Source organism: Nonomuraea sp. NPDC050733, assembly GCF_040654215.1.
Lineage (GTDB): Bacteria > Actinomycetota > Actinomycetes > Streptosporangiales > Streptosporangiaceae > Nonomuraea.
The window spans coordinates 25,990-46,465 of sequence record NZ_JBFAHO010000015.1; the positions used below are offsets into that span (position 1 = coordinate 25,990).

The following is a 20,476-nucleotide window of genomic DNA, read 5'->3' on the forward strand; positions in this document are numbered from 1 at the left end:
CCGGTGAGCACCGACCTGTTCTGCGAGATCGTCGCGGGGGAGCGGCCCGCGTTCGTCGTGCGCGCCGACGAGGTGGCCGTCTCCTTTCTCGACGCCAGGCCCCTGTTCAAGGGCCACGTGCTCGTGGTGCCCCGGCGGCACGCCGAGACGCTCGCCGACCTGCCGCTGCCCGACGTGGGGCCGTTCTTCGAGCGGGTCCAGGCCGTGGCCCGCGCCGTGGAGGAGGCCATGGACGCCGCCGGCACGTTCGTCGCGATGAACAACCACGTCAGCCAGAGCGTCCCCCACCTGCACGTCCACGTGGTGCCGCGCAACCGCAAGGACGGCCTGCGCGGCTTCTTCTGGCCGCGCACCAGGTACGACTCCGACGAGGAGGCCCGCTCGTACGCCGACGCCGTCGCCAAGGCGCTCGCCCAGGCTCAGGGCGGCCCCTGGGGGTCCGCCGAGTAGGCTCGCGCGATGTGGAGTACCTCGTCGGCGTCGCCGTGGCGGCGGCACTCGTGGGCGTGCCGGCGCTCGTCCTGTGGCGCGTCATGCGCGGCCGCCGGGAGCTGGGCACCAGCCCGGCCGAGCGGGCCACGTTCGAGACCCTGCACACCGCCTCGCTCGCCGGCCCGCCGCTGCGCGCCGGGCTGACCGCCGAGGGCGCCGAGCGGGCCTCGCGGCACCTGCGCGCGCTGCTCGGCTCCTCCGCCGTGGCCGTCACCGACGGGGAGCGGCTGCTGGTGTACGACGGCGCGGGGGAGCACCACGCCGGGGAGGCCTTCGAGCATGCTCGGGCCACGCTCAAGGACGGCCGGACCCAGGTGCTGGCCGTCGGCTGCGACCTGCTGGAGTGCCCGATCCGGCATGCCGTGGTCGTGCCGCTCACCACCGACGACCGGGTCGTCGGCGCGCTGGCCGCCTACGGCCCCCAAGCCTCGGCGGGGCTGGTCAAGGCCGCCCAGGAGGTCGCGGGCTGGGTCGACTCGCAGCTGGAGCTGGCCGAGCTGGACCGCTCGCGCACGCTGCTCATGGAGGCCGAGGTGCGGGCGCTGCGCGCGCAGATCTCACCGCACTTCATCTACAACTCGCTCACCACCATCGCCTCGTTCGTCCGCACCGACCCCGAACGGGCCCGCGAGCTGCTGCTGGAGTTCGCCGACTTCACCCGCTACTCCTTCCGCCGGCACGGCGAGTTCACCACGCTGGCCGAGGAGCTGCGCTCGATCGACCGCTACCTCACCCTCGAGCACGCCCGCTTCGGCGACCAGCTCCAGGTGACCCTGCGCATCGCCCCCGAGGTGCTGCCCGTCGCCGTGCCGTTCCTGTGCCTGCAGCCGCTCGTCGAGAACGCCGTACGCCACGGCCTGGAGAGCCGCAACGGCGTCGGCCGCATCGCGATCATCGCCGAGGACGCCGGCGCGGAGTGCCGCATCAGCGTCGAGGACGACGGCCTCGGCATGGACCCCGAGCGGCTGCGCCGCATCCTGGCCGGCGAGATCGCGCCGACGGGCGGCGTCGGGCTGGCCAACGTGGACGAGCGGCTGCGCCAGGTGTACGGGGACGAGTACGGGCTCGTCGTCGAGACGGGGGCGGGCGCGGGCACGAAGGTCAACGTCAGGTTGCCGAAGTATCACCCCGGCGTCTCGGCCCGTTGACCGCGTCGGTAGTTGTCGGTTTTATCACTGTCTATGGCGCAACTCAGGGTTCTCGCGGTCGACGACGAGCTGCCCGCGCTGGAGGACCTGTCCTACCTGCTGCGCGCCGACCCGCGCATCGGCGAGGTCGCGACCGCCCGTGACGGCGCCGCGGCCCTGCGCCTGCTGGACCGCGCCATCGCCGAGGGCCGGCCGATCGACGCGGTGTTCCTCGACATCCGGATGCGCGGCCTGGACGGCGTCGTGCTGGGCCGGCTGCTGTCGCGCTTCGCCAACCCGCCCCGCGTGGTGTTCGTCACCGCGTACGAGGAGCACGCCGTGGACGCGTTCGAGATCAAGGCGGAGGACTACCTGCTCAAACCGGTGCGCCCCGAGCGGCTGGCCGAGGCGATCCGGCGGGTCGCGGTCTCGGCGGACGTGCCCGCCGACGGCGGCGAGTCCGACACCATCCCGGTCGAGCTGGGCGGGGTGACCCGGTTCGTCGCCAGCACCGACGTCGTCTACGTGGAGGCGCACGGCGACTACGCCCGCCTGCACACGGCCACCGGCAGCCACCTGGTGCGCATCCCGCTGGCCACGCTGGAGGACCGCTGGGCCTCGGCCGGGTTCGTCCGGGTGCACCGCAGCCACCTGGTGGCGGTCAAGCACATCGAGGAGCTGCACATCGACTCCGGGCGCTGCACGGTCAGGGTGGGGGACACCGAGATCCCGGTCAGCCGCCGTCACACGCGCGAGCTGCGCGACCTGCTCGTCCGCCGCGCCCGCAGGGGGCGCGCCGAATGAGCCGCGACCCCGAGACCCCACGCCCGCAGGGGGCGCGCCGGACGGGCCGCGACCCCGAGACCCCGCGCCCGGCCCGGCGCGGCGAGCAGCCGCGCCGGGTGGCCGTGACCAGCCCGCGGACCGCAGCCGCGCGGCGGCCCCGCTACCCGGCGACCCGGGAGATCGACGAGCAGACCCACCTCGGCGAGGTGTACATGCGCTCCCTGCTGCGCACCCAGTTCCGGCTGGCGCTGTTCGTCTGCACGGTCCTGGGCTGCGTGGTGTGCGGCCTGCCGCTGCTGTTCCTGCTCATCCCCCGGCTGCGTGAGGCGGAGCTGTTCGGCGTCCCGCTGCCCTGGGCGGTGCTGGCCGGCCTCATCTACCCGGCCTTCGTCCTCGGGGCCTGGCTGTACGTGCGGCAGGCCGAACGCAACGAGCGCCACTTCGCCGACCTGGTCGAACGCCCGTGAGCCTCGCCGCCGTCCTCGTCGTCGTCGTGGCGGCCGTGCTCATCGGCGCGTTCGGCATCCGCGTCTCCCGCACCACCTCCGACTTCTACGTCGCCTCCCGCACCGTCAGCCCGCTCTGGAACGCCTCCGCCATCGGCGGCGAGTACCTGTCGGCCGCCTCGTTCCTGGGCGTGGCCGGGCTGATCCTGTCCTTCGGCGCCGACATGCTGTGGCTGCCGGTCGGCTGGACGGGCGGCTACCTGGTGCTGCTCGTGCTCGTGTCCGCGCCGCTGCGCCGCTCGGGGGCGTACACGCTGCCGGACTTCGCCGAGGCGCGGCTGGAGTCGATGGCCGTGCGCCGCACCGCGAGCGTGCTCGTCGTCCTCATCGGCTGGCTGTACCTGATGCCGCAGTTCCAGAGCGCCGGTCTGGTGCTGCGGGAGATCACCGGGGCGCCGCGGTGGGCGGGCGGGCTGCTCGTGGCGGCGGTCGTCGCGGTGAACGTGCTGTCCGGCGGCATGCGGTCGATCACGTTCGTGCAGGCGTTCCAGTACTGGCTGAAGCTGACGGCGCTGGCCGTGCCGCTGGTGTTCCTCCTCATGGCGTGGCGGGCGGGCGGCGCGCCGCGGCTGAGCCCGCAGGACGCCGCCACCTGGCAGGTGCCGCTGGCCGGCGGCAAGGAGTACGCGCTGTACTCGACGTACTCGCTGATCCTGGCCACGTTCCTCGGCACCATGGGGCTGCCGCACGTGCTCGTGCGCTTCTACACCAACCCCGACGGGCGGGCCGCCCGCCGCACCACGCTCGTCGTGCTGTCGCTGCTCGGCGCCTTCTACCTGCTGCCCGCCCTGTACGGCTGGCTCGGCCGGCTGTACGCGCCGGACCTCGTCCGCACCGACGCCGTCGTCCTCACCCTGCCCGGCCGGATGGTCGGCGGCACGCTCGGCGACCTGCTGACGGCGCTGGTCACGGCCGGGGCGTTCGCCGCGTTCCTGTCGACGTCCTCGGGCCTGACCGTGTCGGTGGCGGGGGTGATCGCGCAGGACCTGCTCAAGGGCGGGGTGCGCTCGTTCCGGATCGCGACGCTGATGGCGGTGGCCGTGCCGCTCGCGCTGGCGCTCCAGGCCAGGGCGCTGCCGGTGGCGGACGTGGTGGGGCTGGCGTTCGCGGTGGCCGCCTCCTCGTTCTGCCCGCTGCTGGTGCTCGGCATCTGGTGGCGGCGGCTCAGCACCACGGGCGCGCTGGCGGGCCTGTTCGTGGGCGGCGGGCTGGCCTGCGCGGCGGTGCTCGTCACGATCGTCGGCGGCCCGTACGAGGGGCCGGCGAACGCGCTGCTGGCCCAGCCGGCGGCGTGGACGGTGCCGATCGCGTTCGTGGTGATGGTGGCCGTCTCGTTCCTCACGCCGCACCGGGTGCCGCCGGGCGTGGCCAGGACCATGGTCCGCCTGCACACCCCCGAGGACCTCAACCTGGACCGCGGCGACTGGCGTCCCCGCTCTTCCTGACCCCTGTGCCGCTCACTCGATGGGAACGTCGGCGAAGTAGCCGACGCTGGGGATCTGCACGCCGATCCGGTCGGCGTCCTCCGGGACCCCGGTGAACAGCGAGTAGTAGGGCGCGGTGTCCTGGGGCTGGAGGGTGCCCTGGGTGATGCTGCAGGAGCAGGCCTTGCCCTCGGTCACCGGCCCGTACTTCTTGCCGGTCGCCGGGTCCACCAGTGCCACCCCGGCGGTGCTGTTGTACTGCCACGTGGTGTCCGGCCCCGTGCCGAAGGCGATCCACGGGTTCCAGTCCTTGTCGCCGACGTTCCGCACCGACCACTGGAGGGTGACGGTACGGCCCTCGCGGGTGAGCGAGGTGACCTCGACGTGCAGCTTGACCCCGTCGACCTGGAGATCGCGGGCCGCCGTGGTGGCGCCGCCGGGCCGTTCGCGGCCGCCGTACAGCGTGAGGGCCAGCACGGCCGCCGAGACGGCCACGGCGGTCACCGCGACCAGCAGCGGCACCAGCCACCGGCGTGGCGGCCGCTCCGTCACGGGACGCGGGACGGGCACGTCCACGTCCCAGCCGGCGGTCACCAGCCGGGTCGCGGCCTCCGCCGTCACCTTCTCGCGGCCGAGCAGCCGGTCGAGGAGCTGCTGGGCGGTGGGGCGGCGCGCCGGGTCCTTGTCGAGGGCCTGCTCGACCAGCGGGCGCAGCCGCTCGTCCAGGCCGTCCAGGCGCGGCACGTGGTGGGCGACCCGGTAGAGGATCTCGGCGTCGCTCCGGCCGGGGAACGGCGGGCGGCCCGTGGCGGCGTAGGTGACCACGCACCCCCACGCGAACACGTCGGCCGCCGAGGTCACCCGCTCGCCGCGGCCCTGCTCGGGCGACATGTACGGCAGCGTGCCGACCACCACGCCGGTGTCGCCCTGCCCCGCGAGGGTGTCGGCGAGCTGGGCGATGCCGAAGTCGATGACCCGCGGTCCCACGGGGCTGAGCAGGATGTTCGACGGCTTGAGGTCGCGGTGCACCACGCCCGCCTCGTGGATGGCCGACAACGCCGTGGCCACCCCGACGGCCAGGGCCTCCAGCGTGGACCCGCTCATCGGGCCCTGCGCCTCCACCACGGCTGACAGGTCGGGGCCGTCGATGTACTCGGTCGCGATGTACGCCCGTGCCCCGCCGGCGCCCGTGTCCAGGCCGCCCGTGTCCAGGCCGCCCGTGTTCGCCCCACCCGTGTTCGGGCGGCCCGTGTCCAGGCCGACGTCCAGTACGGCCGCGGTGCAGAACCGGGCGACCTGCCGGGCGGCCTCCGCCTCCGCGCGGAAGCGCCGCTGGAACTCCTCGCGCGCGGCCAGCTCCGGCCGCATGACCTTGAGCGCCACGTGCCGCCCGGCGCCGTCGCGCGCCAGGTACACGATGCCCATGCCGCCCTCGCCGAGCCTGCGGTCCAGGACGTACGGGCCGATGGTGCGCCGCTGCGCAGTGGTCGCGTCGTGGGATAAATGCCCATTCATCGCGCCCTATCATGCCGTGCCGCACCTCTTCCCGCAGCCTCACAGCAGGGGGGCGAGACGCTCGCCGAACGCTAACGGGAGGGCGGGGGGAGCTCGCCGGAGCCGCGGGCGACCAGTTCGACCGGGACCTTGACGCGGCGCGGCGTGTCCGAAGGGTCCAGGAGCAGGTCCACCGCGCTGCGCCCGAGCCGGGTCACGTCGTAGCGCACCACCGTCACCCCCGGGTTGAACACGTCCGCCAGCGCGAAGTCGTCGAAGCCCACGTACGCCGGATGTTCGGGCCGTTCGCGTAGCGCCTGGAGGATGCCGATCGCCGCCCGGTTGTTGGTGGCGAAGAAGGCCGTGGGCGGGTCGTCCAGGGACAGCAGCCGCGCCACCTCGTGCCCGGCCCGCCACGGGTCGAAGACGCCCCGCACCACCAGCGACTCGTCCACGGCCACGCCCGCTTCTTCCAGCGCCGCGCGGTAGCCGCGGGCGCGGTCGTGGACCGAGCTGAACGCCTCGTCGTCGGAGATCAGCCCGATGCGCCGGTGCCCGCGGGCCAGCAGGTGCTCCGTCGCCATCCTGCCGCCCCGGACGTCGTCCAGCAGCACCACGTCGGCCTGCTCCAGTCCGTGCGGGACCCGGTCCACGAACACCGTGGTCAGGCCGCCGTGCTCGGCGAGCCAGCCGTGGTCGGCGGCCGACGGCACGATGATCAGCGAGTCGACGCCCCGCGCGTACATCGACTCCACGAGCATCCGCTCCCGCTCCGGGCGTTCCTCGTACGAGCCGAAGACGACGAGCGCCGCGTGGTCGGCCGCCGCCGCCTCGACCGCCTTGGCCAGCCGGGAGTAGAACTCGTTGGAGATGTTCTCCATGACCAGCCCGATCGTCAGCATGGTGGCGCCGCGGGCCAGCCGGGCGGCCGCCTCGTTGCGGCGGAAGCCGAGCACGCCGATCGCCTCCTGCACCCTCCGCTGGAGGACGGGGCTCACGTGCGGCTCCTGGTTCACCACCCGCGACACCGTTTTGAGGCTGACACCCGCCTGACGGGCCACGTCGGCCATGGTGGGTTTACGGCGCGCTGTCATACTGTGCCCCCATGGACGATGAATGGATCTGTGGCCGGCTGGGCGAGGACGAACCGTGGATGCTCGGCGCGGTCAACCCACCGGTGTTCGAGAACTCGGTGTTCACCTTCGCCACGGCCGTCGAGCTGGGCGAGGCGATCAGGAACGAGGACGAGCGGTACGTCTACTGGCGCGGCACGAACCCGACCGTGGACCTCGCCCAGCGCAAGCTGGCGGCGCTGGAGCGGGCCGAGCGGGCCAAGTGCTTCGCCTCCGGGATGGGCGCCATCTCGGCGACGATCTCGTCGCTGGTGTCGGCCGGCGACCACGTGTTGGTGCTGGGCGCGGTATACGGGCCGACCACCCAGTTCCTGCGTTACCTCGAGAAGTTCGGCGTCACGCATACGCATGTCGATGATCTCGTCAGCTGTGACAGCGCTATCAGGGAGAGCACGCGTCTACTGTACTTCGAGTCGCCCTCCTACATGCGGTATGAGGTCTTCGACATTCCCGCCGTCACGGCGTGGGCGGCGGAGCGGGGCCTGGTGACGGTCATGGACAACACCTGGTCCACCCCGCTCTTCCAGAAACCGCTCACCATGGGCGTCGACCTGGTGGTCCACTCGCTGTCGAAGTACGTGGGCGGGCACAGCGACCTGGTCGGCGGCGTGGTGGCCGGCCCGTCGCGGCTGATGCGGCCGCTCGCGCTGACGGAGTACCAGCTCTACGGCGCCGCCATGTCGCCGCACGTCGCGGCCAAGGTGATCAAGGGGCTGCGCACGCTGCCCGTGCGGATGGCGGCCCACCAGGAGCGCGGCCTGGCGGTGGCGCAGTTCCTGGACGAGCACCCGGCCGTACGGCGCGTCAACCACCCCGGGCTGCCCTCCCACCCGGGCCACGCGCTGGCCGCCCGCCAGATGTCCGGCTTCTCCAGCCTGTTCAGCCTGGAGCTCGACACGGAGTCGCGGGAGGAGGTGGCGGGCTTCATCGACCTGCTGCGGCACTTCCGCGTCGGGGTGTCGTGGGGCGGCTTCGAGAGCCTGGTCAACGCCCCCGCCCTGTCCACCGAGGAGAGCGTGCGGGCCACCATGGGCATCCCCGTCGGCCTCGTCAGGCTGTCGGTGGGGCTGGAGCCGGCCGACACGTTGATCAAGGACCTGGGTCTGGCGCTGGAGGGGGTCGGTCGCCTAGCGTGACTGACAGCGCTGTCTGCCGGGTCATCCGACAGTGCGGCCGGCGGTCCCCGCCGCCGGCCGCGACGGCGGGCTCCCAGCGCTGACTTACTCGTGCGGAGGCCCCAATGCGAACCCCCCTTCTGTCAGCCCCCCTCCTCTCAGCCTCGTCCGCGGCCATGGCCGCGGTGCTCGTCCTCGCCGGCTGCGGCTCCGGCTCGTCCTCGGGTGAGGTCAAGCTCCGCATGATCGAGAGCCTGACCAGCCCCGAACGGACCAAGCTGCTCAAGACCCTGATCGAGGGCTTCGAGAAGGCGAACCCGGGCGTGGAGGTGGAGCTGGTCTCGCCCCCGCTGGACAGCGCCGACCAGAAGATCACCCAGATCCTGCAGACGAAGAAGGACCTGGACGTGCTGGAGGTCCGCGACCACACGGCCAAGTCCTTCTCCAACAACGGCTGGCTGGCCGAGCTGCCCACCACCCCGTGGGCCGGCTGGTCCGACCTGACCGAGCTGGCCCAGAAGAAGGCCGTCGAGGTCGGCGGCAAGGCGTACCTCATCCCGTACGGCTTCTACCAGCGCACGCTGTTCTACCGCACCGACTGGGGCCTGACGCAGCCGCCGAAGACCTGGCAGGAGCTGTACGAGGCGGGCAAGAAGATGACCTCCGGCGACCGGTTCGGCTACTCGTTCCGGGGCGGCAAGGGCGGCGCCGACTACGCGGTCCAGATGATCAGCGCGTACAACGGCGAGGCCCTCGACCCGCAGAAGTCCTTCTACCTCAAGGACAAGCGGACGATCTTCTCGACGCCCGAGGCCGCGCAGGCCCTCGACCTGTACGTGAAGATCTTCAAAGAGGCGTCGCCGCCCGACTCGGTCTCCTGGGGCTACCCCGAGATGGTGCAGGGCTTCACCTCCGGCGTCACCGGCATGCTCATCCAGGACCCGGAGGTCATCAAGACGGTCGAGGAGAGCGCGGTCAAGGCGTGGTCCACGGCTCCGATCCCGAAGGGCCCGTCCGGCTACGCCTTCCAGCCGGTCGGCTACGCGGGCTGGGGCGTCACCTCCTTCAGCAAGCACCAGAAGGAGGCGGTCAAGCTCGTGCAGTACCTGTCGGAGGCCAAGCAGAGCATCGCCTTCGCCAAGGGCAACTCGCTCATCCCGATCTCCCGGCAGGCGCAGAGCGACCCGCAGTTCTCGCAGGGCGCGTGGAAGGCGTACCTGGAGGCGCAGCAGGACCCGAAGCAGGTCATCACGGTCCGGCCGGTGGACTACCCGGGCTGGAGCCAGTTCATCGCCGACTCCGACCGTGACGTGCAGGCGCTGATCACCGGCAAGAAGACCGTCGCCGAGGTGCTCACGTCCTGGGACGCGTTCTGGGCGGACCAGGCGAAGAAGGTCTCGTGAGCCAGGCCGCCCGTCCCGCGTTCACCGGGCGCAGGGCCAGGTTCGTCGCGCTGTGCCTGCTGCCTGGCGTGGTGTTCGTGCTGCTGTTCACGTACTACCCGATGATCCGCGGCGCGGTCATCGCCTTCCAGCGCTACAACCTGTTCGACCTGACCTCGACGCCGTTCGTCGGGCTGGAGAACTTCCGGGCGGTGCTGGCGGAGGACCGGTTCTGGACCGCGCTGCGCAACACCGGCACGTGGGTGGCGGTGTCGCTGTTCTTCCAGTTCTTCCTCGGGTTCGGGCTGGCGCTGCTGCTGCGCCGGCACTTCCGGGGCCGCGGCCTCTACCAGGCGTGGGTGTTCTTCCCGTGGGCCATGTCGGGCTTCCTCATCGGGCTGCTGTGGCGGTGGATGTTCAACGGGCAGTTCGGCGTGGTCAACGACCTGCTGCTGAAGGCCGGGATCATCGACGGGCGGATCGGGTTCCTGGCCTCGCCGGGCTGGGCGATGACCTCGGTGATCGTGGCCAACGTCTGGTACGGCGTGACGTTCTTCGCCATCATGATCATGGCGGCGCTCCAGTCGGTGCCGGCGGAGCTGTACGAGGCGGCGTCGGTGGACGGCGCCTCCCGGCTGCGGCAGTTCTGGCACGTGACACTGCCGCACATCCGCCCGACGCTGGCGCTGATCACGCTGCTGCGGATCATCTGGATCCTCAACTTCCCCGACCTCATCTACGCCATGACCGGCGGCGGGCCGGCGGGGAGCACCGACATCATCACGACGTTCCTCATCCAGCAGGTCATCGGCGGCGACTACGGCCGGGCCGGCGCGGTCGGGATGCTCATCCTGGGCCTGCTGCTCGCCTTCAGCGTCTTCTACCTGAACGCCACCCGATTCGAGAGGTCCCGATGAGACGCCTGGCCAAGGGGGCCGTGCTCGCGGTCTGGCTGGTGATCACGCTGTTCCCGCTGTACTGGATCGCCGTCACCTCGCTCAAGCCCAAGGCGGAGATCTTCTCGATGCCGCTGAGGTACTGGCCGGGCGAGGTGACCTTCGAGCACTACGCGGACCTGTTCTCGTTCGCCGACTTCGGCACCTATCTGCTCAACAGCCTGCTCGTCTCGCTGGTCGCGGCGGCGGCCGTCACCGTGATCGGGGTGCTCGGCGGCTACACGCTGGCGCGCTTCTCCTTCCCCGGCAGGGGCGCGCTGATGCTGGCGTTCCTGGTCACGCAGATGATCCCGCTGTTCATCGCGCTCGGGCCGCTCTACCTGCTGATGTCCGACCTCGACCTGCTCAACCGCCTCGCGGGCCTCATGCTCGTGTACGTGGCGATGCTGGTGCCGTTCTCCACGATCATCATGCGGGGCTTCTACGAGCGGATCCCGGTGGCGCTGGAGGAGGCGGCGCAGGTGGACGGGGCCTCCCGGCTCGCGGCGATGGTCCGCGTGGTGATCCCGGTGATGCTGCCGGGCATCGCGGCGACGTTCATCTTCGCGTTCGTGCAGTGCTGGAACGAGCTGTTCCTGGCGATCACGTTCATCGACAGCGAGGACGCCAAGACGATCCCGGTGGCGATGAACTCCTTCATCACCCAGTACGACATCGACTGGGGCTCCATGGCCGCGGCGACCGTGGTGTCGGTGATCCCGACCCTGGTCCTCTTCGCCGCCATCAGGCGCTACATCGTGGAGGGGCTCACCGCGGGCGCCGTCAAGGGGTGAGGGGGCTTGACAGAGGCAGACATCGGATGGATCTTCTCATTCATCAGAGGTCTCGCCTCCTAATCCCCGCGCTGGAGCCTTTCATGTCCGAAAACCCGCCCTTAACGCCGGAATTCCTCGGAGGTGTGGCCTCACGCCGGACCGTCATCGGCTCCGCAGGCGGCCTCGCCCTCGCCCTGCTCACCACCGCCGCCACCGCCGGCCCCGCCCGGGCGGGCACGTCCACCACCGGAGCCTCCGCCGGTGGGGCGGCCGCTCCCGCGTGGCGTCTCCAGCAGCGGATCACCTGGCAGGACTTCATGAAGGACCAGGACCTGCTGTGGGGCCGGATGCCCAAGGCCTGGCACGAGGGCCCGTTCCTCGGGGACGGGCTGCTGGGCAGCATGATCTACCAGGAGCCCGGCCAGAACAAGATCCGCTTCACCGTCCAGCACGGCCGCGTCCAGGACCACCGGCCCGAGTTCGGCAGCGGCTGGGGCACCTGCCGGCTGCCCGTCGGCCACCTCACCCTCGACCCCGTCGGCGCGATCACCGCCGTGGACTGGCGGCTCGACCTCTGGAACGCCGAGTTCACCGGCACCGTCACCACCGACAAGGGCACGCTGACCTGCTCGGCGTTCATCCGGGACGAGATCCTCGTGGCCAAGGCCGCGGCCGGCGGCGGCGAGCAGGTGCGCTGGACCTTCCACCCCGAGGAGGCGGCCAGCCCCCGTGGCGGCAGCGAGGCCCCGCCGTCCGGCTACACCCCCAACCCCGCCTGGACCACGGCGTCCTCCGGCGGCATCACGCAGGTGATCCAGCCGCTGACCGGCGGCGGCCAGACCGCGACCGCCTACCGGGTGAAGGGGGACACGCTGCTCCTGACCGTCGCCCACAGCTTCCCCGCCGCCGACGCCCGGGCCACCGCGGTGGCCCGGATCAAGGGCGCCGAGCCGTACGGCACGCTCAGGCAGCGGCACCGCGACTGGTGGCACGACTTCTACGGCAAGAGTTTCCTCTCCCTGCCCGACGAGCGGCTGCAGAGCTTCTACTGGATCCAGCTCTACAAGACGGCCTCGGCCAGCCGCGCCGGCGGGCCCGTCATGGCGACGACCGGCCCCTGGCTGGAGCCCACCCCGTGGCCCGCCGTGTGGTGGAACCTCAACGTGCAACTGGAGTACTGGCTCATCCACGGCTCCAACCACCTGGAGCTCGACTCGCTCACCTCCACCCTCGACCGCAACCGGGACCAGCTCGTCGCCAACGTCCCCGCCGCCTACCGGTCCGACTCCGCGGGCGTGGGCCGCAGCTCCGACATGTTCGCCACCCGTGGCGTCGGCACGCCCGGCTCCGGCGCCGAGGTCGGCGACCTCACCTGGGCGCTGCACAACGTCTGGCTGTCCTACCGGCACACCATGGACGACGGGCTGCTGCGGGACACGCTCTTCCCGCTGCTGCGCCGGGCCGTCAACTACTACCTGCACTTCCTGGCGCCCGGCGCCGACGGGAAGCTGCACCTGCCGAGCACGCTGTCGCCGGAGTACCCCGTCACACCGACGCGCGACACCAACTACGACCTGGCGCTCATCCGCTGGGGCTGCCGGACGCTGCTCGACTCGGCCGCGCGCCTGCGCGTCGACGACCCGCTCAAGGCCCGCTGGCAGGAGGTGCTCGACACCCTCGTGGACTACCCGGCGGACGCCAACGGCTACATGATCGGCGCCGAGACCCCGTACGGCCAGTCCCACCGCCACTACTCGCACCTGCTCATGGTCTACCCGCTGTACCAGGTCAACTGGGACCAGCCGGAGCACCGGGAGATCATCGAGAAGTCGGTCGTCCGCTGGCAGTCGCTCACCGGCGCGCACCGCGGCTACAGCTACACCGGCGCCGCCTCCCTGTACGCGATGATGGGCCGCGGCGACACCGCCCTGTCGTACCTGGAGAAGTTCTTCGACCCGGCCGGCCGCTTCCCCTGCCGCGCCAACACCCACTACGCCGAGGGCGGCCCGGTCATCGAGACGCCGCTGTCGGCCGCCCAGTCGATCCACGACATGCTCTGCCAGAGCTGGGGCGGCATCGTCCGGGTCTTCCCGGCGGTCCCGGCCGCCTGGCAGGACGTCACGCTGCACGACTTCCGCACCCAGGGCGCGTTCCTCGTCTCCGCCGTACGGCGGGCCGGCGTGACCCGCTTCATCCGGGTCAGGAGCCTGGCCGGCGAGCCGCTGCGGCTCAGGCACGGCCTGACCGGCAGGCTCACCGCGGTGCTGGACGACGGCGCCGCGGCCACGGTCAAGGACCTGGGCGGCGGCGTCGTGGAGATCACCCTGCCCAAGGGCCGGGAGGTCCTCGTCCACACCGGTGCGCGGCCCGACGTGGTCGTCGCGCCCGTGGCGACGGCCAGGCCCGCCGACCCGTGGGGCCTGCCGCCGATCCCCCCGCCCGGACCGACCACCCCGGTGAACCTGTCGGCGCACTTCGACAACGACGCGGTGTCCGCCCACGAGGCCATGACCGACGGCGACGCCGACGGCTCCGGCTACACCTACCCGGCCGAGGAGCTGCCGCCCGCCGGCCCGCTCGTCCACGAGGGCCTGACCTTCACCTTCCCCGCGTACGGCGACGGCGCCAGGAACAACGTGACCGGGCAGGGCCAGACCATCGCCGTGCCGGCCGGCAGGTACACCAGGGCGCGGCTGCTGGGCGCGGCCACCTCCGGGGCGCTCACGGGCACGCTGACCGCCACCTACGCCGACGGCTCCACCGCCCAGGTGCCGTTCACGATGCCCGACTGGGGCGGCGCGGGGGCCTCGCCGACCACGGAGGTGCTGCGCTGCACGCACCGGCACGGCCGCACCGGCTCCAACACGCTCAAGGTGGGCCTGTTCGAGACGCGGGCGCAGCTGGACCCGGCCAAGGAGCTGCGCTCGCTGACGCTGCCGGCGCTCACCCGCCCGCAGCTCCACCTGTTCGCCCTCTCACTGGAAGGGCCGGCCCGATGAGCCCGGTGTCGCGCCGGGCATGAGCGCGGCCGGCGCCTGCCGTACAAGGGGACGGACACGATCGAGATCCCGCTGCGGCGGGACCGCCCTGACCGACGCCGTCGGCGGGACCGTTCGTCGTGCGAACCGGACCTTTCGCCGCAAGCACCGCGCGATTGGCCGCCGCGCCCCGGCGGCTCACCGAACGACCCTGGTGAAGACCTCCACTGGGGTAGGTTTCGCTCCTACGGTGTGCGTGATCCGCATCACAGTGGAGGTCTCGTGACAACTCAAGAACATGAACCGTCCGTCTATGAGCAGGTCCAGCGGAGCGGCGAGTTCCAGGACCTGAAGCGGCGCTTCCGCCGCTGGACGTTCCCGATGACGGTCGCGTTCCTGACCTGGTACCTGTTGTACGTCATATTGTCCGGCTTCGCCCGCGACTTCATGGGCATCAAGCTGTTCGGCAACGTGAACGTCGCCCTGGTCTTCGGCCTGCTCCAGTTCGTGTCGACGTTCTGGATCGCCTGGGCGTACGCGCGGCACGCCGAGAAGAAGCTCGACCCGATCGCCGACAAGCTCCGCCACGAGGTCGAGGAGAAGACGCTGTGAGCTCGACAGCCCTCGCCACCACGCTCTTCCTCCTCTTCGTCGCGCTGACGCTGGGGATCACGTTCTGGGCGAGCCGCCAGACCAAGACGGCCGCCGACTACTACGCGGGCGGCCGGTCCTTCAGCGGCGCCCAGAACGGCCTGGCCATCGGCGGCGACTACATGTCCGCCGCCTCGTTCCTCGGCATCGCCGGCATCATCGCCCTGTCGGGCTACGACGGGTTCCTGTACTCCATCGGCTTCCTCGTGGCCTGGCTGGTCGCGCTGCTGCTCGTCGCCGAGCTGATGCGCAACTCCGGCAAGTTCACCATGGCCGACGTGCTGGCCTTCCGCATGAGTCCGCGCCCGGTCCGCACCGCCGCGGGCGTCTCCACGATCACGGTCAGCATCTTCTACCTGCTGGCCCAGATGGTCGGCGCAGGCGCCCTCGTCGGTCTGCTGCTCGGCATCACCTCGCCGTCCGGCAAGGCGTGGACGATCGTCGGCGTCGGCGCCCTCATGATCGTGTACGTGGTCTTCGGCGGCATGAAGGGCACCACCTGGGTGCAGATCGTCAAGGCCGTCCTGCTCATGACCGGCGCCGCCCTGATCACGATCCTCGTCCTCGCCCACTACGGCTTCAACCTGTCGTCGCTGCTCGGCGACGCCGCCACGCAGAGCGGCAAGGGCGACAGCTTCCTCATCCCCGGCCTGAAGTACGGCACCGCGGCGCAGGGCCTGGCCGGCAAGATCGACCTGATCAGCCTCGGCCTCGCGCTCGTGCTCGGTACGGCCGGCCTGCCGCACATCCTCATCCGCTTCTACACCGTGCCGACCGCCAAGGACGCCCGCAAGTCGGTGCTGTGGGGCATCGGCATCATCGGCGTGTTCTACCTGCTCACGCTCGTCCTCGGCTTCGGCGCCGCCGCCCTGGTCGGCAGCAAGGCCATCGCGGCCGCCGACAAGGCCGGCAACACCGCCGCCCCGCTGCTGGCCAAGGCCATCGGCGAGACGTTCCTAGGCGACGTGGGCGGCACCATCCTGCTGGCGCTCATCGGCGCCGTCGCCTTCGCCACGATCCTCGCCGTCGTCGCGGGCCTCACGCTCGCCTCGTCCTCCAGCTTCGCCCACGACCTGTACGCGCACGTCTTCAAGCGCGGCAACGTCACCGAGCGGGAGGAGGTGCTGGTGGCCCGCGTCTCCGCGTTCGTCATCGGCGCCGTCTCGATCGGCCTCGGCATCCTGGCGCAGGGGCAGAACGTCGCCTTCCTGGTGGCGCTGGCCTTCGCCGTCGCCGCCTCCGGCAACCTGCCGGCCATCCTCTACAGCCTGTTCTGGAAGAGGTTCAACACGGCCGGCGCGGTCAGCGCCATCTACGGCGGCCTGGTGTCCGCGCTCATCCTGGTGATCTTCTCGCCGGTGGTGTCCGGGTCGCCGACCGCGCTGTTCAAGGACGCCGACTTCGCCTGGTTCCCGCTCAGCAACCCCGGCATCATCTCCATCCCGCTCGGCTTCCTGTGCGGATGGCTGGGCACCGTGCTCAGCAAGGAGCACAACGAGGGCAAGTACGCCGAGATCGAGGTCCGCTCGCTCACCGGCGTCGGCGCCGAGAAGGCCACCGGGCACTGATTCACCCAGCACCGACCCGCCCGGAACGCGAAGAAGGGCCCGGCCACCCGGCCGGGCCCTCCTCGCGCTCAAGGGCGGACGTCACGTGCTGACGGGCTCCGCGCGCAGCCGGGCCGAGTGCTTCACCAGCGTGATGAGCACCTCCCGGCTGGAGTCGCGCTTGCGCGCGTCGCACATCACGATCGGGATCGCCGGGTCGAGCTGCAACGCCATCCGCACCTCGTCCAGCTCGAACGTCGGTGACCCCTCGAAGCAGTTGACCGCCACCACGAACGGCGTGCCCCGCCGCTCGAAGTAGTCGACCGAGGGGAAGCAGTCGGCCAGGCGCCGGGTGTCGGCCAGGATCACCGCGCCCAGCGAACCCTCGGCCAGCTCGTCCCAGACGAACCAGAACCGCTCCTGGCCGGGCGTGCCGAACAGGTACAGGACGTAGTCGTTGGACAGCGTGATGCGGCCGAAGTCCATGGCCACGGTCGTGGTCCGCTTGGCCTCCACCGAGGAGATGTCGTCGACGCCGACGCCCCGGTCGGTGAGGACCTCCTCGGTCCGCAGGGGTCTGGTCTCCGAGACCGCGCCGACCATCGTCGTCTTGCCGGCGCCGAAGCCCCCGGCGATCAGAATCTTGATCGCCGTGGGCAGGCGCGGGCGCTCAGAGCGACCGAAGACCATCGAGCACCGCCCTGTACATCCTCATGTCACGCATGTCCACCTCGGATTGCGGTTCCTGGGCCGAGACGAGCTCCCTGTCGAACAGGTCGCCGAGCAGCACGCGGATCGTTCCCGCGGGCAGGTTGAGGTGAGCGGCGATCTCCGCCACCGATTTGGGTTCGCGGCAGAGCTGGAGGATCCGGAGATGCTCCGGGTCGAGTCCCGCGTCCGGGCCCGGCGACGGGCCCACCGCCAGCGCCATCGAGATGAGGTCGAACCGGCCGTGCGCGGGCCGGGTGCGCCCTCGTGTGACGACGTAGGGACGGATGATCTCCGGGTCGACCCAGTGCTCCTCTCCCGGGTCCCCGGTCGGCGTCACCGCTCGCTCCCGGCGACGGCCTCGCCGGTGCGCGCGGCCGAGGTCAGGTACTGGCCGACGCGCGCCACCAGCATCGCCATCTCGTACGCCACGAGGCCGATGTCGGCGTTCTGCGCGCACAGGACCGCCAGGCAGGCCCGCTCGCCCGCGTTGGTGACGATGAGGAACTGCGACCTCCACTCGACCACCGTCTGCCTGATCGGGCCGCCCTCCACCCGCTCGGAGACGCCCTTGGCCAGGCTCTGCAGCCCGGACGCCACCGCGGACAGATGCTCGCCGTCGGTCCGCTGCAGCCCCGCCGAGGAGGCCATCAGCAGCCCGTCGGAGGAGAGCACGATGGCGTGCCGGGCCTCGGGGATGCGCCCGATCAGATCGTCGAGAAGCCAGTTGAGATCCGTGCCGGAACTCGGTGTCACGCGTCGCCTCCCGGTCGCCGCTCGCCCATGAGCCGGGCCGCGTCGGTCCTGCCCAGCCGGGTTCCCGACTGCAGCGATCCCATCATCGCCCGGATCTCCTCCGGGGAGCGCTCGTCGTCGTCTTCCTCGGCCGCCGACCCCACGGGCGGCGGCTCCTCCTTCAGAGCGGGCGCCAGGCTGGCCTGGGGCACCCGCAGGGGCAGACCGCCGGGCGTGAACGCCGGCGCGGGCCGCTCCGCCGCCGGGGGCTCAGGCGCCGTCCCGGGCGGCTCTCTGCGCGCCGGCTCTCGCTGGACCGGCTCTCGCTGGACCGGCTCTCTGCGGGCCGGCTCTCCCAGCAGTGGCTCTCTGTGGGCCGGCTCTCTGTGTGGCTGCTCCATCTCCGGCCTCCGATGGCTCGGAACCCTGCGTGGACGGCCGAGATCGGCCGGCTCTCTCGGCTCGGGGAGGTCCGTCAGCTCGTCCGGCTCCAGCGCCAGCGCCCTGCGGTTCGAGGCCACCTTCAGCGAGCGGACGTTCTCCCCGGTCACCTGCCGCGGCGCGGTCGCCAGGCCCGTCTGCCTGCGCGGCAGCGACGTGGGCAGGTCCTCGTGCGGCTTCGGCGCGTCGTCCATCTGGACGAGCTCCTGCGGCAGCAGGACCACCACCGTCGTCCCGCCGTACGGGGACGCCTTCAGCACCACCTGGATGCCGTGACGCTCCGCGAGGCGGCTGACCACGTACAGGCCGAGCCGGGCGGTGCCGGTGATGCGGAACTCGGGCGGCTCGGCGATGCGCTCGTTGGCGGCGGCCAGGTCCTCGGGCTTCATGCCCAGGCCGCGGTCCTCGACCTCGATCACGTAACCGTTGGCCACGAGCTGCCCGCTGACCTGCACCGTCGTGTACGGCGGCGAGAACGACACCGCGTTCTCGATCACCTCGGCGAGCAGGTGGATGACGTCGCCGACGGCCCGGCCGACGAGCACCACGTCGCCCATCGGGGTGAGGGTGACGCGGGTGTAGTCCTCGACCTCGGCCAGCGCGCCGCGGACCACGTCCACCATCGGCACCGAGCGCCGCCACGTGCGGGCGGGGGAGGAGCCGGACAGGACGATGAGGTTCTCGGCGTTGCGCCGCATGCGGATCGCCAGGTGGTCCAGCCGGAAGAGCTCCTTCAGCTCCTCCGGGTCGGCCTCGCGGCGCTCCATCACGTCGAGGACGGTGAGCTGCCGGTGGACCAGGCCCTGTGTGCGGCGCGCCAGGCTGAGCAGGATGTCGCGGATGCTGCGGCGCAGCTCGGCCTGCTCGGCGGCGACCCGCAGCGCGGTCTGCTGCACCGAGTTGAACGCCTGGCCCACCTGCCCGACCTCGTCGTCGCCGAACTGCAGGGCCGGGGCCTCGACGTCCACGTTGACGCTCTCGCCGCGGCCGATCCGGTCCACGACGGCGGGCAGCCGCTCGTCGGCCAGCTCGTGCGCCGCGTCGCGCAGCTTCTGCAGCTGGGCGAGGAGCTGCCGGGTGGTGGAGATCGACAGGGCGATCGAGGCGATGACCGCGATGAGGCCGAGGCCGCCGGCCAGCGCCAGGCGGATGATGACGCCGATGCTGACGGGCGTGGTGCGCTCCACCAGCCGGTCGCCGGCGCCGACGACGAACGCGTTGAACTCGGCCAGCCCGCGCTCCGTGGCCGAGGCCCACTGGTCGGCGCCGAACGGGATGCCCTCGCGGCCCCCGCCGTACTCGGCGACCAGGGTCTCCAGGTTGTGCAGGCGGACGATGCCGTTGCTGATCGTGAGGGCCTCGTAACCCGGCCGCTCGTTGTCGGGCAGGTCGATGGCGGCCTGCTCGGTCATGATGTGCCAGGCGCCGACCGTCTCGGTGAACTTGGTCTTCTCCTCGACGGTCAGCCGGCCCTCGGCGATCGCGCCGGCCAGCAGCGCGTCCTCGCGGGAGAGCATCTCGCGGGCCTTGCTGAGCAGTCCCAGCGTGCGGATGTCCTTGGCGATCGTCTGGTCGTCCACGGTGCCGATGAGGCTGTGCATGCTGTAGAAGGAGTCGATGATCTCGTCGTACGTGGTGGCGGCCTGGGAGCGGCTGAGCTGACCGGCGTCCACGGTCTGGCGGATGGTGTCGAGACCCTCCAGGCGCTTGAACGTCTGGCTCAGGCGGGCGCTGCCCTCGTCGTCCAGGGCCCAGTCGACGATCCACTCCCGGGCGGCGGTCGTGAAGGCGCTCCGCGCGCGGTCGGCCACCTCGCGCTGGGCCTTGAGGTCCTGGCGGGTGCGGGCGGAGGGGTCGCCGAGCCGGATCATCGTCATCCGGCGCTCGCGCTGCAGCTCCACCAGCAGCGGCTCGCTCGGGTCGATGACGCTGGCGTCGATCTGCGACACCCAGAGCAGGTTGACCCCGTCACGCAGCGTGACCCAGGCCGCGAAGACCCACAGCGCCGTCAGGGAGAGGAGCAACGCCGTGACCTTGGTCCGCAGACGTGAATTGCGGGGGCGCATAGTACCTACCCTGCGAAGTCCATGTGAATGGCTGACGACCAGGACATGCCGTGGCATACCAGCGCTGACATCCTCGGGACCTTAGCAAGGGCCTGATCATGGCTCAAGTTACCAAGGTGATTTGAGCCAACATATCCGTTCTTGTAGCGACTTTTAGTCATTTATCCGTGCGAAGGGCCG

General features: G+C 71.4%; 18 protein-coding genes. 12 read left to right on the top strand and 6 right to left on the bottom strand.

Features of this window, described 5'->3' with window-relative positions:
* Positions 1-3: 3 nt before the first annotated feature.
* The 5 genes from AB0H64_RS23430 to AB0H64_RS23450 are packed head-to-tail and all read left to right on the top strand — an operon-like array spanning position 4 to position 4,356.
* Positions 4-450 (top strand): HIT family protein, encoded by a 447-nt coding sequence (locus AB0H64_RS23430; RefSeq protein WP_357628000.1) that lies wholly within the window; start codon positions 4-6, stop codon positions 448-450.
* A gap of 11 nt (positions 451-461) precedes the next feature.
* Complete coding sequence (locus AB0H64_RS23435; RefSeq protein ID WP_357628003.1) at positions 462-1,640, top strand: histidine kinase; 1,179 nt, start codon at positions 462-464, stop codon at positions 1,638-1,640.
* A gap of 33 nt (positions 1,641-1,673) precedes the next feature.
* Positions 1,674-2,423: a LytTR family DNA-binding domain-containing protein gene (locus tag AB0H64_RS23440; protein ID WP_357628006.1), complete on the top strand. Its 750-nt coding sequence runs from the start codon at positions 1,674-1,676 to the stop codon at positions 2,421-2,423.
* The gene (locus AB0H64_RS23445; protein WP_357628009.1) at positions 2,420-2,872 is read left to right on the top strand and encodes a hypothetical protein; all 453 of its coding nucleotides are present in this window, start codon (positions 2,420-2,422) and stop codon (positions 2,870-2,872) included. The genes AB0H64_RS23440 and AB0H64_RS23445 overlap by 4 nt, the downstream gene beginning before the upstream one ends.
* On the top strand, positions 2,869-4,356 hold the full coding sequence (locus AB0H64_RS23450) for a cation acetate symporter (protein WP_357628010.1): 1,488 nt from the start codon (positions 2,869-2,871) through the stop codon (positions 4,354-4,356). The genes AB0H64_RS23445 and AB0H64_RS23450 overlap by 4 nt, the downstream gene beginning before the upstream one ends.
* Positions 4,357-4,368: 12 nt before the next feature.
* Here AB0H64_RS23450 and AB0H64_RS23455 read toward each other — a convergent pair whose 3' ends face one another.
* Entirely contained in the window at positions 4,369-5,850 is a 1,482-nt protein-coding gene (locus tag AB0H64_RS23455) for a serine/threonine-protein kinase (RefSeq protein ID WP_357628013.1), read from the bottom strand.
* 71 nt (positions 5,851-5,921) lie between these two features.
* The gene (locus tag AB0H64_RS23460) at positions 5,922-6,923 is read right to left on the bottom strand and encodes a LacI family DNA-binding transcriptional regulator (protein WP_357628016.1); all 1,002 of its coding nucleotides are present in this window, start codon (positions 6,921-6,923) and stop codon (positions 5,922-5,924) included.
* An 11-nt stretch (positions 6,924-6,934) separates the two neighbouring features.
* On the opposite strand from AB0H64_RS23460, the gene AB0H64_RS23465 reads away from it, so the two are divergent.
* From AB0H64_RS23465 to AB0H64_RS23495, 7 genes are all read left to right on the top strand, one after another.
* Entirely contained in the window at positions 6,935-8,098 is a 1,164-nt protein-coding gene (locus AB0H64_RS23465; protein ID WP_357628019.1) for a PLP-dependent aspartate aminotransferase family protein, read from the top strand.
* Positions 8,099-8,253: 155 nt separating this feature from the next.
* Positions 8,254-9,480 (top strand): sugar ABC transporter substrate-binding protein, encoded by a 1,227-nt coding sequence (locus AB0H64_RS23470; RefSeq protein WP_357628022.1) that lies wholly within the window; start codon positions 8,254-8,256, stop codon positions 9,478-9,480.
* Complete coding sequence (locus tag AB0H64_RS23475; protein ID WP_357628025.1) at positions 9,477-10,376, top strand: sugar ABC transporter permease; 900 nt, start codon at positions 9,477-9,479, stop codon at positions 10,374-10,376. The genes AB0H64_RS23470 and AB0H64_RS23475 overlap by 4 nt, the downstream gene beginning before the upstream one ends.
* On the top strand, positions 10,373-11,188 hold the full coding sequence (locus AB0H64_RS23480; RefSeq protein WP_357628027.1) for a carbohydrate ABC transporter permease: 816 nt from the start codon (positions 10,373-10,375) through the stop codon (positions 11,186-11,188). The genes AB0H64_RS23475 and AB0H64_RS23480 overlap by 4 nt, the downstream gene beginning before the upstream one ends.
* 125 nt (positions 11,189-11,313) lie before the next feature.
* Entirely contained in the window at positions 11,314-14,169 is a 2,856-nt protein-coding gene (locus AB0H64_RS23485) for a Tat pathway signal sequence domain protein (RefSeq protein ID WP_357628030.1), read from the top strand.
* A gap of 261 nt (positions 14,170-14,430) precedes the next feature.
* Positions 14,431-14,760 carry a DUF485 domain-containing protein gene (locus tag AB0H64_RS23490; protein ID WP_357628033.1) on the top strand — a complete coding sequence of 110 codons (330 nt, stop codon included), beginning with the start codon at positions 14,431-14,433 and terminating at the stop codon, positions 14,758-14,760.
* Positions 14,757-16,367: a cation acetate symporter gene (locus tag AB0H64_RS23495; RefSeq protein ID WP_357628035.1), complete on the top strand. Its 1,611-nt coding sequence runs from the start codon at positions 14,757-14,759 to the stop codon at positions 16,365-16,367. The genes AB0H64_RS23490 and AB0H64_RS23495 overlap by 4 nt, the downstream gene beginning before the upstream one ends.
* Positions 16,368-16,448: 81 nt before the next feature.
* Here the strand turns inward: AB0H64_RS23495 and AB0H64_RS23500 are convergent, their stop codons facing one another.
* Genes AB0H64_RS23500 through AB0H64_RS23515 form a run of 4 tightly spaced genes read right to left on the bottom strand, consistent with a single transcriptional unit; the run spans position 16,449 to position 20,296 of the window.
* Positions 16,449-17,036 (bottom strand): ATP/GTP-binding protein, encoded by a 588-nt coding sequence (locus AB0H64_RS23500; protein ID WP_357628038.1) that lies wholly within the window; start codon positions 17,034-17,036, stop codon positions 16,449-16,451.
* On the bottom strand, positions 17,017-17,394 hold the full coding sequence (locus AB0H64_RS23505; RefSeq protein WP_357628041.1) for a DUF742 domain-containing protein: 378 nt from the start codon (positions 17,392-17,394) through the stop codon (positions 17,017-17,019). The genes AB0H64_RS23500 and AB0H64_RS23505 overlap by 20 nt, the downstream gene beginning before the upstream one ends.
* The gene (locus AB0H64_RS23510) at positions 17,391-17,810 is read right to left on the bottom strand and encodes a roadblock/LC7 domain-containing protein (RefSeq protein WP_357628044.1); all 420 of its coding nucleotides are present in this window, start codon (positions 17,808-17,810) and stop codon (positions 17,391-17,393) included. The genes AB0H64_RS23505 and AB0H64_RS23510 overlap by 4 nt, the downstream gene beginning before the upstream one ends.
* Entirely contained in the window at positions 17,807-20,296 is a 2,490-nt protein-coding gene (locus tag AB0H64_RS23515; protein WP_357628047.1) for a sensor histidine kinase, read from the bottom strand. The genes AB0H64_RS23510 and AB0H64_RS23515 overlap by 4 nt, the downstream gene beginning before the upstream one ends.
* Positions 20,297-20,476 lie beyond the last annotated feature (180 nt).